Below are 13,794 nucleotides of genomic sequence, written 5' to 3'. Positions count from 1 at the left end.
CAAAAACTGATATGAAAACATGTACAGAAAATTAGACTGAAATTTTATTTAAATCAAGAAATCAAAAATAAAAAAGTACCTTATTTCCAGAACAATCACGACATAATCATACACAACTAGCTGTAAAAAGGAGTTAAAAAAAATTATTTCCCCACAAAATTAACTGATCATCATGAACAAAAAAAGGCCGCTGATATCAGCGGCCTTAAAAATCAAATTAAAAAGAAATGTAACTAAACGTTGTAGTACTCTTTATACCATGCAACAAACTTAGCAATTCCTTCTTCAATTGTGGTGCAAGGTTTAAACCCTACATCCTTAACAAGGTCGTCAACATTTGCATATGTGCAAGGGACGTCCCCTGCCTGCAAAGGCATCATATTTTTAATTGCTTTCTTGCCGAGGCATTCTTCAAGCACTTCAATATAACGCATAAGTTCTGTCGGCTGGTTGTTGCCGATATTATAAATTCTAAACGGAGCAGGACTTGTACAAGGGTCAGGAGCATCACCGGACCAGTCTGGGTTTGGCTGAGCGGTGTTCTTAAGAACTCTTACAACACCCTCAACAATGTCATCAATGAAAGTAAAGTCACGGAGCATTTTCCCGTGGTTGAAGACATTGATAGGTTCATTATTCACAATGGCTTTAGTAAACAAGAACAACGCCATATCAGGTCTTCCCCAAGGTCCGTAAACAGTGAAGAACCTAAGCCCTGTAGTAGGAATATTGAAAAGATGGCTGTATGAATGAGCCATCAATTCATTAGATTTTTTAGTTGCGGCGTACATGGAGATCGGGTGATCAACATTATCATGAGTGCTGAAAGGCATGTTGGTGTTGAGCCCGTAGACAGAACTGGAAGAAGCGTAAGCAAGATGTTTAACGCCGTTATGCCTGCATCCTTCAAGAATATTCATAAAACCGACAACATTGGAATCAATGTATGCCTGAGGATTTTCAAGCGAATAGCGAACACCAGCCTGAGCGGCAAGGTTAACAACATGTGTGAACTGATGATCAGCAAACAATTTAGCCATAGCGTCTCTATCAGCCATGTCCAAATACGCAAATGTGAATTTTTCGTGATCTTCTATTTGTTTAAGGCGATTCTTTTTGACCTGAACGTCATAGTAATCATTTAAAATATCAAGACCGACTACTTCATGTCCTTCCGATAGAAGGCGTTTAGAAAGGTGGAAGCCGATAAATCCGGCTGCTCCGGTTACAAGAACTTTCATTCTTCGCTACTCTCTTGGATGTTTTTTTTGATTAACTCCCCACTGCTGGCACCCGGCGCCAACATCCTCATCAAATCAAGGGGAAGCGGGATTATGGTAGAAGATTTACCCTCAGCAGACATCTCACGGAGTGTCTGTAAGTACCTGAGTTGCAAAGCTTCAGGGTGAGCTGAAATAATTTTAGCGGCCTGCGTAAGTTTTTCCGCAGCCTGAAATTCACCCAATGCATTAATGACCTTGGCTCTACGTTCACGTTCTGCCTCAGCCTGCTTGGCCATAGCCCTCTGCATTTCCTGCGGAAGGTCTACATATTTAAGTTCAACCGTACTTACTTTTATTCCCCAAGGGTCAGTATGAATATCCAGAATTTCCTGAATTTCACCATTAATTTTTTCCCTTTGAGAAAGGATATCGTCAAGCTCGACGCCTCCACATACGCTACGCAAGGTGGTTTGGGCAAGCTGAGAAGTGGCAAACATAAAATCCTCAATTTCCAAAATAGCTTTAGTCGGGTCAGTTACTCTAAAATAAATTACCGCATTAACCTTGATACTGACATTATCTTTAGTGATTACGTCCTGACTCGGCACATCAAGTGTCATTATTCTAAGCGATACACGCACCATTTTATCAACGATAGGGATCAGAATTATAAGCCCGGGCCCTTTAGAATCGATAACTCGGCCGAGTCTGAAAATGACCCCGCGCTCATATTCATTTAAAACTTTAAGAGAGGTTATAAGAAAGAAAATCAAAAAAAGAATTGCAGGAATCATATAAGTCATAACAGACCTCCGTTAAATAAAGTTAAAATCAAGATATACGCGTCACTGTCAAAGTTAATCCTTCTGCACTAACTACTTTTACTTTTGATCCGAGTGCTAAACCGGACCCGTCAACATTAACTGCGTTCCAAATTTCGCCGCGAACTCTGACTTTAAATTTTCCACTGAAAGTACGGAAAACTTCACCTTCTAAACCAACCATACCCTGCATACCTACCGCAGGCTTACGAGAATGAGCCTTTGCTACAAGAAACACAACAATTGCGGCGAAAACAGAAAAAGATAAAACTGTACCGATAATTGATCCTAGCGGTATTTGCTGCACTTCTCCTCCTTTAAATAACACCAGCGAGCCGACAAAAAGGCTTATTGCAGCGGCAACGCTGAGCAAACCGTAACTTGTTACAAATAATTCAAGAATAAACAGAATCCCGCCAAAGAGCATTAAAAGCAGCCCTGCTGCATTGGTAGGAAGAATAGACATGGCATAAAAGGCAGTAACAAGGCAAAAACCACCGATAACACCGGGAAGAATGACTCCGGGTGTAACCAGCTCGAAAAAGATTCCCAGAATTCCTGCTATCAGCAAATAGTAAGCAACCTGCGGATCAAGCAGCCACGAAAGCACAGAATAACTGAGGCCGGCTTCGTAATTAACAAGTGTGTATCCGTCCTTAGAAAATTTTAATTCCTGACCATTAATTAAAAGCCCCTTTGCGCCAAGCTGCTCAAGAAAGTCCTCAGGCGAAACCGCTATATAATTGATAACATTCAGTGTGACTGCCTCTTGAGCATTAATACTGACACCTTTACCTACTGAGTCAGCGTACCAATTGATATTCCTGCCTCTTTTAAGTGCAATTCCTTTGATCAGGCTGATTAAGTCATTTGTCACTTTCTTGTTCATGGTCTCCGGCAGATCATCACCGGATGATGACACTGGAGAAGCGGCCCCTACGGTGGTGCTGGGAGCCATAGCTGAAACATTGGCAGCAGCAACTAGAAATGTTCCTGCAGAGGCGGCGTGCGTACCTTCAGGACCGACCCATATGCAAATCGGCACGGGCGGATTCATCATCATTTTAACAATTTCACGCATAGAAGTTGTCAACCCGCCTGGGGTTTCAAGACGCAATAAAATCAGATCATCTTCATCATCAACAGCCTGTTTAATAATACCCTCAATCAGATTAACCTGCGCCAAGCTGATAGTCCCTTCTATCTGACCATACAGAACTTTTACATTTTTCCCGGCACAGACTGAGCCTGACATTAATATGATAATCACAAATGCGATGATCATGGATGAAGACAATGATTTGAAATATTTTAAAAGTAACATGTGAGCTCTCCCTGCTTATTGCTTTTGTAATCCATCATGCCAAACAAATGGCGATAAATAAACAAAACAAATTTAAAATGGAAGAAATAGACAAGAGTGGATAATTAAAAAATCAAAAGATGTGACAAATGAATTTGAAAAAGATTTAACCTAAGTAAGATATCAATATAAAATCAATGCGATCATTTACAGTTAAAAAAGAGGAAGCCGCAAAAGAGCAATAGAAAGCAGCTGCTGCTCATCAGCAGGGAGAACCTTCAGCAGATCAGGATCTTGCAAAACTATAACCTGTATCCCGTTAACATGAGCAGAGGATGCACCGGACGGAGCCTCAGGTGCAATTATTGAAAGACCCTGTGACCCAAAACAAGCGACAAATTTAACACCATAAGCTTCAACTCCTTTCCAGAAAATATCAGGCCTATTTTCAAGAACATTTCCATTCCAAGCTGTGCAAGGCCAGAAAGAAATAGCCCCCTTAGGAAGCCCCATGTACCCGATCAAGGATTGAAAAAGTTTACGCCTTGCGGGGTCGGCGTCACCGGAAAGGTCCTGCCCCAGCTGTGGGTAGGTCCAAAAAATTTGCAAACGATTGGTTATACGCGAGGCAAGCTGACACCATGGATCAGGCCATGAACCCGCATCAGGATGACACATAGGTGGTGTCGGTTCCTTAACAGGTCTAGGAGGAATTCGTGAAGGCTTTAGAGGTGGAGTTGACTGCTTTAAATGGCTAGGCATAGGCGTAGCAGCAGCTCTGCTGACAGGCGAAGACTGCTGACCATTATTACTGTTTGCCTGAGGTGAACTCTGACGCGGTTGCACCTGAGTTTGCGTCTGAGCGGCTCCCTGGACGGGAACATGAGCATGTAAAGAAGAGGACTGCGGCCCACTACCAGTATTTAGACTCTTCTGCTTAACAGCCTGCTCAATCTGAGCAAGACCTGGCAAGGCATCTTTAAATATAAAACTCAGGCCGTTTTGATACCACGGCCTGAGGCTTTCAAGAACATTTAATTCTGCAGAAGGAGATCCCATATTCGCCACGCTATTTCTGTTTTTGGAAGATTAGGCCATTCTTCGGCCCGGCCGGATTTATCTAAAACATAAACAGAATTTGTGGAAGACTCAAACCCTGCTCCCGGCTTATTTATAGGGTTGGCAATTATCAGATCTAAATTTTTGGCCTTAAGTTTTCCAGCAGCAGCTTTTTCTATATCAGAAGTTTCAGCCGCAAAACCGATCAACTCCTGATCACTCCGTTTCATAGAACCGATAGTTTTTAAAATATCAGGATTAGACTCAAAACTGACAGAAAGAGATTCCTGTCCGGCTTTTTTAAACTTGCTGTCACCATGGGGAACAGGGCGGAAATCAGCAACAGCGGCAGTAAGACATCCGGTTGTACAATCCGGCCAAACATCGGTTGCAGCCTCAAACATCTGCTGAGCACTGTCTACCTTGATCACATTTATATCTTCAGGGAACCACCACTTAACAGGACCGGAAACAACAGTGACTTTTGCTCCTCTGAGCCAAGCAGCCATTGCAATGCAGGCTCCCATAAGTCCCGATGAAGGGTTAGACCAGAATCTGACAGCATCCCACTTTTCACGAGTAGGGCCTAGTGTGATCAGCACATGCTTTCCGCTCATGTCATCAGGTGAAACAGCTCTGAGTGAATGAGTAAAAATTGATTCCATCGTTGCCAAGCGACCGCTACCGTGATCACCGCAAGCAACATCCCCGCAATCAGGACCGATAAATTCTACTCCGCGCTTTGCAAGCAAAGCACAATTATCACGAGTAGCAGGAGCGTTCCACATAGCCGGGTTCATAGCAGGAGCGACAAGCTTAGGACCTGAAAAAGCAAGAGCCTGACAGGAAAGCATATCATCAGCTAAGCCGTTAGCCATGCGCGCAAGGGTTGAAGCCGTAGCCGGAGCTATAACCATAGCGTCTGCAGCCTGCCCTGGCTCAAGATGACCGAAAATATCATCTCCGGCCGGAAACATGGAATCCCATACTTTAAAAGCACCAAGGGCCTCAAAACTGAGGCCCCTTATAAATTCCTGTGCACCTGAAGTTAAAGTTGCGCTGACTTCTATCCCGGCCTTGCGATACATTCGCAAAAGATCCAAAGACTTATAAGCTGCAACGCTTCCGCAAACTCCGAGGTGAATCCGTTTTCCTAGAAAACAGTCAAAACTTAGATGTTCATTCATTATTTTATATTCTGCTCTTGAACCCCGCCACTTTCGCGCATAGATTCAGCTTTAAGTTCTACCGCATAAATTTCAACTTCAGTATTATATGTGCCATCGGTAATACGGATCATACAGCTTTTGTAAGGTTTATGAAAAACTAGAGTAGACATACGTGAAATTATAGAACTTTCTTTTGTCCAATTATCTTTTCCCATCTGATTAACGAAAAAATCAATCAGGGACTGATTTTCAACGCGGCCTTTCATTACAATCATACCTGTCTTGAATTCTTTATTTTCAAAAATAAAGGTCCTTTCTGGTACACGGCTTAACTCGTTAGGAACGGCTATATCGTCAAATTCGGTATAAGGTACAAATTCTTCATAACTCTCACTTGCTCCGACAGCAGCAACAGCCGGTTCTTCTGAGCTTGTTGTTTTAGCACCTACACAAGCAAAAAGTTGCATAACAAATATTGAAATAATTAATAATCTTAGTACATTGCGCATATCTATTCCTCCGGTATTTAAAACAAAGTCATGTTGCAATAATTAAATTTAAATTAATATCTTAAAAGATAAGCATCAAACAACTTACGCTTTAGATAAAGCATAATCAAAATATCTTCTAGACTTTTTCTACATACAATAGAATCATAAATCAATTGTCTTAAACAAGCCTAACCGTTAAGACGTTTTATTTTATCAAGGAAATAATTCTCCATCTCTCTACGATCGCGGCGAAGTCTGACAAGCTCAGCCTCCATAACTTCAACTTTAGTTCGCAAGCTACTGTTTTCTTGAGCTAACTCAGAAGTAACTTCTTCAAGTTCGATATCCTTCTGCTCAAGAGCGGTAGCTCTTTCGTCGTATCCCTCGGTAATCGAACTGATGTCAAGCTGAGGAAGAGCCTTGATTTTTTTTTGACTGCGAGCAAGAAGAACAAATGCTTTTTTGAGTTTGTATATATCTTCGCGCTGTTCATCAATGATGGACTTTTGATTGGCAACAACTTCAAGCGACTTTGCCATATTCGCCATCATTTCTGAAAAAACACCGCTAAGCTCCGCCTGCACATTCATTAAAGGCTGGGCAGCGACTGACCTTTCAGTTGAACTGACCTCGATAGTACGAGGAAATTCTGAGCGAAGCCTTTCCTCTATCTCGGTGGTCACCAGACCTTCATTATAGAGGGAAACTATACGGTTAAAAATTTCAACTGCAGATTCTGGGTATTTTGTTACTCTGCCCATTTTTCTACAGGAAAGGTACTCCTTAAACAGCGAAGCATAACGCCTTGCCGTAGGAGCAGGAATCATAGTAATCTTGGATATTTCCGCAACTGATAACCATTTCATAGTATAATCCGTAAGTTCGTGATCAACGTGAGAATAAAACAACATATTTAAACGTACAATCAAGCATAAGGCGATGTTCTAAAAAGGACCATCCTGCTTGTTCAAAAGATTCTTACCAGATTATCACCAATAATGAAAACTGAAAAAATGAAGACAATCCCAAAAGATTTAAATTTAAAAAGTTACGATTTTGAATTACCGGAAGATCGCATTGCGCAGTGCCCTACCGAAAAAAGACACGGTTCCAAACTGATGGTTTTAGATAAGGTTACAGGTGGGACTGAGCTAAAATCGTTCACTGACGTTCCTGATATTTTACCTGAAGGAGCTTTGCTGGTTGCAAATAATTCAAAAGTTATCCCTGCCAGAATTTTCGGAAAAAAGCCTTCCGGCGGCAGAGTTGAGTTTTTACTTCTAACCCCCGTTCCTTTAATTGAACCTACAGTTACGCCTGAAGGCAATAAAGCTATAGTTAAAGGGTTACTGCGATCATCCAAGCCGACAAAAACAGGTAGCGAAGTAATATTCGACTGCGAAATGAACCTTACTGTTTTAGGTAAAGGACAATTCGGGCTTTCAGAAGTAGAGCTTAAATGGAAAGGTAATTTAAAAGAAATTTTTGAAACTTATGGGAAAATCCCACTCCCCCCATACATCAGACGCGCAGCCGATGAAAATGATACGACCAGATATCAAACACTATACGCCTGTGACGATAAAGCCGGATCGGTAGCAGCTCCGACAGCAGGTCTCCATTTTTCAAAGGAAATTGAAGACAGACTTCGTGAAAAAAATATAGAAAAAGCCGAAGTAACTTTATATGTCGGGTACGGAACCTTCAGTCCCGTGAGGACCACAGACATCCGCGAACATGAAATGCACAACGAGTACATTGAAATTCCGGAAACAACAGCCCGCGCAATCCAAAAAGCTAAAGATGAAGGACGCCCTGTAATTGCAGTCGGCACAACTTCTGCCAGAACTCTTGAAGGAGCTTTTCAGCAAACAGGCAAAATCTGTGAATTTAAGGGAGAAACAAATATTTTTATCTACCCAGGTTATGAATTTAAAGTTGTAGACCGTATGATAACTAATTTTCACTTACCGGAATCTTCACTCGTCATTATGATTTCGGCCCTTGCCGGCAGGGATAATGTCTTGAATGCATACCAGAAAGCTATTGAAAACAAATTCAGATTTTTTTCGTATGGTGATTCGATGTACATCAAGTAATATGAGGTCAGAACACTCCAAAAGTTTGCACCCAATTTGATTTCATTATACGCTGCTAATTAATAGTCGGCCTATACTGTAGGCCTTTCAAAAATTATTAAAGTCCGTAGTGGTCTCCAGCCCGTATAATTGCGGGTTTTTCTATCACGGTAACAGGAGTTCAGGATGTCCCGAGTTGAATTTTTGGAAGAACGGTGTAAGGGGTGCCTTCTTTGCACTGTTGCCTGTCCAAAGCAAATTATAAGGCAATCCGACCGTTTCAATCAGCACGGCTACAAAGTAGCAGAAGTTCCGGCTGAAGACATGGATAAATGTACAGGATGTACCTCCTGCGCACTTATGTGTCCGGACGTGGCCATTCGCGTCTACAGGACCCCGAAAGCCAAAGGAGCAGAATAAAATGTCGAAAAACGGTGAAAAACTTTTTATCAAAGGTAATGAGGCCATTGCCCGCGGAGCTATAGCCGCAGGCCTCAAATGTTACTTTGGCTACCCCATTACCCCGCAAAACGACATCCCTGAATATATGTCGGCAGCATTACCGGCTGTGGGCGGAGAATTTGTTCAGGCTGAAAGTGAAGTTGCGGCTGCAAACATGCTCATCGGAGCTGCTGCATGCGGCGTCAGAAGCATGACGTCATCATCAAGCCCGGGCATATCACTGAAGCAGGAAGCCATTTCCTATCTTGCCGGAAGTCAGTTGCCTACCGTGATAGTCAATATGAACCGCGGTGGACCGGGACTTGGCGATATCGGCCCGAGTCAGGGAGACTATTTTCAATCAGTAAAAGGCGGCGGGCACGGTGACTACAGAGTCTTAGTACTCGCTCCCGGGACATGTCAGGAAGCATACGATCTGGTAATTAAAGCCTTTGATCTTGCTTTTAAATATCGCAACCCTGTCATGATTTTAGGTGATGCCATTCTTGGACAGATGAAAGAACCTGTCATTACATGGACTCCTGAAGAAGTTGATAAAAATGAAGGTCATGACTGGCGTATCTGCGGAGCCAAAGGACGCGAAGGACGCATTCTCAAATCTTTATTCCTCAGTGAAGGCTCTTTAGCCGCTCACCATGAACACCTGCAGAAAAAGTACGAAGACATGGGAGAATTCACTCAACAGGAAGAATACCAAATTGATGATGCCGAGCTTGTTGTGGTGGCCTATGGTTCAATCGGCAGAATAGTGAAAAGCACCGTCAAAAAACTCAGAAGCAGCGGCCATAAAGTAGGTTTGTTCAGACCTATTACACTTTACCCGTTCCCTTCAAATGACCTTAAGAAACTTGCTGAACAAGGTAAAAAATTCCTGACAATTGAACACAACCTTGGGCAGATGGTTGAAGACGTCCGCCTATCAATCCGCACCATTACGGATTCAGACTTCTTCGGATTTCTGCCTGGCAACCTCCCCACTCCCGATGACTTCGAGGAGCCAATCCTCAAAAGTCTTGGAGGCAAATAGATATGAGTGAACAAGAAATTCTAGCATTCGACAAAGCCGATGCACTTGTAGATATCCCTACCCACTACTGCCCCGGCTGTCAGCACGGCGTAGCGCAAAGACTGGCAGGAGAACTGCTCAGCGAAATGGGACTGACCGAGAACACTCTTCTCATTACCGCCATCGGCTGTTCTGTATTCCTTTACAACTACCTTAATGTTGATAGCGTTGAAGCTCCTCACGGACGCGCTCCGGCTGTCGCAACAGGTGTTAAAAGGGCACGTCCAGACAAGTTTGTCCTTTCCTATCAAGGAGACGGGGACCTTGCATCAATCGGTATGGCTGAAATTATGCACTGCGCAAACCGTGGTGAGAACGTTTCAATCATCTTTGTAAATAACACCGTTTACGGAATGACAGGTGGACAGATGGCACCTACTACAATGGTGGGTCAAAAGACCACAACATCCCCTGCCGGACGTAATGCCAGTAAAGAAGGTATGCCTATCCGCATGGCTGAAATAATCAGTCAGCTTGGTGGAACAGCTTTTTCTGCCCGCGTCGCTTTGAACAATGTTAAAAATATCCGTAAAGCCAAAAAAGCTATGAAAAAAGCTTTTGAAGTTCAGCAGAAAGAACTTGGGTTCGGATTTATAGAGCTTCTGGCAACCTGCCCGACAAACTGGAGAATGACCCCTATCAAAGCGAACGAAAGAATCGAAGAAGAACTGATTCCTTACTTTCCGCTGGGAGTTTTTAAAGATTTAACAGTGGAAACGGAGGATTAACCAGATGAGCAAGTATATTGACAGCATTATTGCCGGATTCGGCGGACAGGGTGTCATGCTTATCGGCAATCTGTTGGCGTATGCGGGTATGAACGCCGGACTTAATGTCACTTATATCCCTGTATACGGACCTGAAATGCGTGGTGGAACAGCCAACTGCACCGTTGTTCTTTCGGAAGAAGAAATCGGATCTCCAATCATCCGCAACCCGCACAGTCTGATTACGATGAACCGCCCTTCGCTCGATAAATTCCAGTCGAGGCTTATGGACGGTGGAATCCAGATCGTAAACTCATCTCTGATTGATAAAGAACTGGTTGAGACAGGACGCATCAGGTCATACCTCGTTCCTGCCAACGATATTGCAGACAAACTGGGCAATACACGCATGGCGAACATGGTAGCCCTTGGGGCATTCATTAAAGCAAGCGGTATTATGGACCTTAAGTCCGTTATTGACAGCCTTCCTAATGTAATCTCAGCTCATTACAGCCACCTTATTCCAAAAAACGCCGAAGCCCTGCAAGCCGGAGCGGACGCGGTTGCGTAATTAACAGATTCACAGTAATCATAACGGCTATCAAGTCCCGGATAGAAAAGCTTTTTTGCATATCTATCCGGGCTTTCTTTTAATCCAAGGAGCCAAGAATGAACGTTTTCAAGCCTGAAAAACTTTTCGGAATAATCGGCTACCCTCTCGGCCACTCAATGAGCCCTCTTCTACATAACTGGGGTTTTGCACAAAAAGACATAAATGCTGTATATATGGCATGGCCTACAGCTCCTGAAAAGATAGCCGACTTTATGAATGCGTTCAAAACTCTTCCAATTTCAGGAGCAAGCGTTACCATTCCGCACAAGATTTCCGTAATGGACTACATTGATGAACTGACCATACGCGCAAAGGGAGTGGGAGCTGTTAACACTCTATACTGGGAACAAGATAAACTGATCGGTGACAATACCGATACAGCAGGTTGCTCAGAGCCGCTCAGGCCGCATTGTGATCATGTTAAAAACGCATTACTTCTCGGCGCAGGCGGGGCCTCCCGCGCGGCTATTGTAGGTCTTAAAAGTCTGCAAATAAAAGAAATTTCAATTACAAACAGAACAAAATCCAAAGCTGACGATCTAGCTGAAGAATTCGGGATATCAAGTCTTGATTGGAAGAAACGTGGTGATGAACATTATGATCTAATCATAAATTCAACCTCACTTGGAATGTCTGGTGACAAGCAAGAACTCAACCCGATGATCATGGATAATGTTGATAAGAAAACAATAGCCTACGATCTAATCTACAACCCTCTTGAAACAATTTTTCTTAAAGAAGCGAAAGCAAAAGGTTGTAAAACCCTCAGCGGAATTGAAATGTTTTTACATCAGGGGTTAGCGCAGTTTAAAATATGGACAGGACTCGATTTAGATGAGTTAAGAGCCAGAGAACTTTTACTAGAGCATTTATAAATTTTATTCAGGAAAAAAAATGCCCGTTGCAGTGACTGCAACGGGCATTTTTTTTAATAAACAACTATTAAAACTTACTGGACATAGACCTTGATGCTGTCACCCGGTCTAATAATGCTTTTGGAATTAAGTCTGTTCCACTCCATTAGTGAAGACACCTTAACACCAAAGCGGCGAGCTATCCCATACAGATTATCACCACGCCTAACTTTATACTGAACCAACTGGTTATTTACATTTTCAGCCTTGGCATTGGAGATCTTTGTACTCTGAGCTGAATTGTCAGGGATAAATATTTTTTGCCCGATTTTAAGCTTAGAAGTACGCAACCCGTTTGAGCGCTTAAGAGTATTTACACTAACACTGTAACGGCTGGCTATATCCCATAGGGTATCCCCGTTTCGGACTTTATAATTTGCCCTGTTCTGCGCTGTACGGCGAGTTTTTGTGACTTCACGAGTATCAAAAAAGTCTGCCCCACCTTTTCCAGGAATCATTACAAACTGGCCGGGTCTAATCAAATTGGATCTAGCGTTATTCACACTTTTAAGAACATCAACTGGAACACGGTTGTTACGGGCGATACGATTCCATGAATCACCACTACGAACTTTGTAACGTTTATATCCGGCAAAAGGCCTTGAACGAGGGCTTTCAAGATAGCTTGAAGCCTTCGCCATTAATCTAAGCGGTAAATATGCATTTGTAACAACATCAGGCGGGCTGACTTGTCTGCGGAAATGAGGATTCAACTTATGAAAATCACTCCACTTCATATCACAGGATTTTGCAAGAGCTAGTAAATCTGTTCCACCAGGAACTTTAATAGACTCTACTTCTAAACCATTTTCCCAATTAATTTTTTCAAATCCAAGTGGTTCAAGATTTTTAAAAATCTTAGAAATAGCAATAAATTTAGGAACGTAATTTTTTGTTTCAGCTCTCAGTCTATACTTTCTGCTAAGTTGGTGATTCTTTTGTGTAAGATCGAAAAAGTCTTCTGCTCCTGTTTTTTCCAGGGCTCTGCCGATTTTACCTTCCCCGGCATTATATGCAGCAAGTGCCAAATACCAATCACCGAACATTTCATGAAGGACTTTCAAATATTCAACTGCAGCAAGTGTTGCTTTATGTGGATCTCTACGTTCATCTACCCACCAGTTTACCCTAAGGCCGTATTTACGCCCTGTATAAGGCATAAACTGCCACATCCCTGCAGCTCCGGCTCTTGAATAAGCCATGGAGTTATACCCGCTTTCAGCGAAAGGAAGCATCGCGAGATCCTGTGGCATATCATTCTGTGAGAGAACTTCGCGGACATAAGGCAAAAACGGTTCGGCCCGTTTAAGCCAGTTTGTAAAAGTTTTACGAGCTTTATGTGTAAAGTAACCAAAATGCTGCTGTACTTCTTTAGTATCATGAACATCAAGGTCAAAATTTATTCCGCAACTACTGGAAAGCAGCGCTTTCTGTTCTTCCGGTGTCAATTCTTGAGGTTCAGCAGGCACTGCTTCAAGCTCAGGATCAAGAGTTTCAACTCCTGCATCAGTATAATCAGCCTCGGCAGTACTATTATCTGTAAAAAGAACTTCAGGTTCTGACTCCGAAGTTACGGTTTTATGCGCACACCCTGAAAAAATAAGGAAAAGGGCCAGCAGCGCAATCAAACGGAATAATTTCGGTCTACTCATAGTCTGCTCCACCTTTGAGTTATATATGCTATTTATATCCATAAATTTTCTAGAAAAACTATAGGTTTTAGTTGGTTAGTTAAGTTAAAAAGCATTTAACCGTTTAAGAATAAAGCTCTTTTATCCATTTCAAGGGTCAATATTAAACATTAGTAGAGCTATACTAAAGTTTGAAGGTTTGCAATAGCAAAACAAAAGGATTAAAGAGCCACAGTCGGCTCAACAGCGGGGGTTTA

The 13,794-nt window shown here is 42.6% G+C and carries 14 protein-coding genes; 6 read left to right on the top strand and 8 right to left on the bottom strand.

Going from position 1 to position 13,794, the window contains the following annotated elements; translation table 11 throughout:
- Positions 1-233 precede the first annotated feature (233 nt).
- The 7 genes from B9N78_RS11935 to B9N78_RS11905 form a co-directional block, all read right to left on the bottom strand.
- The gene (locus B9N78_RS11935; RefSeq protein WP_085102564.1) at positions 234-1,241 is read right to left on the bottom strand and encodes an NAD-dependent epimerase; all 1,008 of its coding nucleotides are present in this window, start codon (positions 1,239-1,241) and stop codon (positions 234-236) included.
- Positions 1,238-2,026 carry a slipin family protein gene (locus B9N78_RS11930; RefSeq protein ID WP_085102562.1) on the bottom strand — a complete coding sequence of 263 codons (789 nt, stop codon included), beginning with the start codon at positions 2,024-2,026 and terminating at the stop codon, positions 1,238-1,240. The genes B9N78_RS11935 and B9N78_RS11930 overlap by 4 nt, the downstream gene beginning before the upstream one ends.
- 28 nt (positions 2,027-2,054) lie before the next feature.
- Complete coding sequence (locus tag B9N78_RS11925) at positions 2,055-3,368, bottom strand: NfeD family protein (RefSeq protein ID WP_085102560.1); 1,314 nt, start codon at positions 3,366-3,368, stop codon at positions 2,055-2,057.
- A gap of 192 nt (positions 3,369-3,560) precedes the next feature.
- Positions 3,561-4,406, bottom strand: coding sequence for a hypothetical protein (locus B9N78_RS11920; protein ID WP_085102558.1), 846 nt, complete (start codon positions 4,404-4,406; stop codon positions 3,561-3,563).
- Entirely contained in the window at positions 4,382-5,593 is a 1,212-nt protein-coding gene (coaBC, locus tag B9N78_RS11915) for a bifunctional phosphopantothenoylcysteine decarboxylase/phosphopantothenate--cysteine ligase CoaBC (protein ID WP_085102557.1), read from the bottom strand. The genes B9N78_RS11920 and coaBC overlap by 25 nt, the downstream gene beginning before the upstream one ends.
- Positions 5,593-6,084: a hypothetical protein gene (locus tag B9N78_RS11910; RefSeq protein ID WP_085102555.1), complete on the bottom strand. Its 492-nt coding sequence runs from the start codon at positions 6,082-6,084 to the stop codon at positions 5,593-5,595. Before B9N78_RS11910 ends, coaBC begins: the two co-directional genes overlap by 1 nt.
- A 170-nt stretch (positions 6,085-6,254) precedes the next feature.
- Complete coding sequence (locus tag B9N78_RS11905) at positions 6,255-6,932, bottom strand: hypothetical protein (RefSeq protein WP_085102553.1); 678 nt, start codon at positions 6,930-6,932, stop codon at positions 6,255-6,257.
- 132 nt (positions 6,933-7,064) lie between these two features.
- On the opposite strand from B9N78_RS11905, the gene queA reads away from it, so the two are divergent.
- The 6 genes from queA to aroE all read left to right on the top strand — a co-directional run bounded on the left by queA (position 7,065) and on the right by aroE (position 11,867).
- The gene (gene queA, locus B9N78_RS11900) at positions 7,065-8,165 is read left to right on the top strand and encodes a tRNA preQ1(34) S-adenosylmethionine ribosyltransferase-isomerase QueA (RefSeq protein WP_245805543.1); all 1,101 of its coding nucleotides are present in this window, start codon (positions 7,065-7,067) and stop codon (positions 8,163-8,165) included.
- 165 nt (positions 8,166-8,330) lie between these two features.
- Positions 8,331-8,564: a 4Fe-4S binding protein gene (locus B9N78_RS11895; protein WP_085102550.1), complete on the top strand. Its 234-nt coding sequence runs from the start codon at positions 8,331-8,333 to the stop codon at positions 8,562-8,564.
- A 1-nt stretch (position 8,565) separates the two neighbouring features.
- Complete coding sequence (locus B9N78_RS11890) at positions 8,566-9,633, top strand: 3-methyl-2-oxobutanoate dehydrogenase subunit VorB (RefSeq protein ID WP_085102548.1); 1,068 nt, start codon at positions 8,566-8,568, stop codon at positions 9,631-9,633.
- A 2-nt stretch (positions 9,634-9,635) separates the two neighbouring features.
- Entirely contained in the window at positions 9,636-10,400 is a 765-nt protein-coding gene (locus tag B9N78_RS11885; protein ID WP_085102546.1) for a thiamine pyrophosphate-dependent enzyme, read from the top strand.
- Positions 10,401-10,404: 4 nt separating this feature from the next.
- The gene (locus B9N78_RS11880) at positions 10,405-10,950 is read left to right on the top strand and encodes a 2-oxoacid:ferredoxin oxidoreductase subunit gamma family protein (protein ID WP_085102544.1); all 546 of its coding nucleotides are present in this window, start codon (positions 10,405-10,407) and stop codon (positions 10,948-10,950) included.
- A 98-nt stretch (positions 10,951-11,048) separates the two neighbouring features.
- Positions 11,049-11,867: a shikimate dehydrogenase gene (aroE, locus tag B9N78_RS11875; RefSeq protein WP_085102542.1), complete on the top strand. Its 819-nt coding sequence runs from the start codon at positions 11,049-11,051 to the stop codon at positions 11,865-11,867.
- A gap of 74 nt (positions 11,868-11,941) precedes the next feature.
- Here the strand turns inward: aroE and B9N78_RS11870 are convergent, their stop codons facing one another.
- Positions 11,942-13,558 carry a LysM peptidoglycan-binding domain-containing protein gene (locus B9N78_RS11870; RefSeq protein WP_085102540.1) on the bottom strand — a complete coding sequence of 539 codons (1,617 nt, stop codon included), beginning with the start codon at positions 13,556-13,558 and terminating at the stop codon, positions 11,942-11,944.
- Positions 13,559-13,794 lie beyond the last annotated feature (236 nt).

The sequence above is a fragment of the Desulfovibrio gilichinskyi genome, assembly GCF_900177375.1.
Taxonomy (GTDB): Bacteria; Desulfobacterota; Desulfovibrionia; order Desulfovibrionales; family Desulfovibrionaceae; genus Maridesulfovibrio; species Maridesulfovibrio gilichinskyi.
This window is presented reverse-complemented; position numbering and strand designations above follow the sequence as displayed.

What these genes read in the sequence shown, in the direction of transcription:
- coaBC (WP_085102557.1), bottom strand. Translation starts at nt 5,593, where the DNA reads ATGAATGAACATCTAAGTTTTGACTGTTTTCTAGGAAAACGGATTCAC.
- B9N78_RS11870 (WP_085102540.1), bottom strand. Translation starts at nt 13,558, where the DNA reads ATGAGTAGACCGAAATTATTCCGTTTGATTGCGCTGCTGGCCCTTTTC.
- B9N78_RS11935 (WP_085102564.1), bottom strand. Translation starts at nt 1,241, where the DNA reads ATGAAAGTTCTTGTAACCGGAGCAGCCGGATTTATCGGCTTCCACCTT.
- aroE (WP_085102542.1), top strand. Translation starts at nt 11,049, where the DNA reads ATGAACGTTTTCAAGCCTGAAAAACTTTTCGGAATAATCGGCTACCCT.
- B9N78_RS11920 (WP_085102558.1), bottom strand. Translation starts at nt 4,406, where the DNA reads ATGGGATCTCCTTCTGCAGAATTAAATGTTCTTGAAAGCCTCAGGCCG.
- B9N78_RS11910 (WP_085102555.1), bottom strand. Translation starts at nt 6,084, where the DNA reads ATGCGCAATGTACTAAGATTATTAATTATTTCAATATTTGTTATGCAA.
- queA (WP_245805543.1), top strand. Translation starts at nt 7,065, where the DNA reads ATGAAAACTGAAAAAATGAAGACAATCCCAAAAGATTTAAATTTAAAA.
- B9N78_RS11890 (WP_085102548.1), top strand. Translation starts at nt 8,566, where the DNA reads ATGTCGAAAAACGGTGAAAAACTTTTTATCAAAGGTAATGAGGCCATT.
- B9N78_RS11895 (WP_085102550.1), top strand. Translation starts at nt 8,331, where the DNA reads ATGTCCCGAGTTGAATTTTTGGAAGAACGGTGTAAGGGGTGCCTTCTT.
- B9N78_RS11930 (WP_085102562.1), bottom strand. Translation starts at nt 2,026, where the DNA reads ATGACTTATATGATTCCTGCAATTCTTTTTTTGATTTTCTTTCTTATA.
- B9N78_RS11880 (WP_085102544.1), top strand. Translation starts at nt 10,405, where the DNA reads ATGAGCAAGTATATTGACAGCATTATTGCCGGATTCGGCGGACAGGGT.
- B9N78_RS11885 (WP_085102546.1), top strand. Translation starts at nt 9,636, where the DNA reads ATGAGTGAACAAGAAATTCTAGCATTCGACAAAGCCGATGCACTTGTA.
- B9N78_RS11905 (WP_085102553.1), bottom strand. Translation starts at nt 6,932, where the DNA reads ATGAAATGGTTATCAGTTGCGGAAATATCCAAGATTACTATGATTCCT.
- B9N78_RS11925 (WP_085102560.1), bottom strand. Translation starts at nt 3,368, where the DNA reads ATGTTACTTTTAAAATATTTCAAATCATTGTCTTCATCCATGATCATC.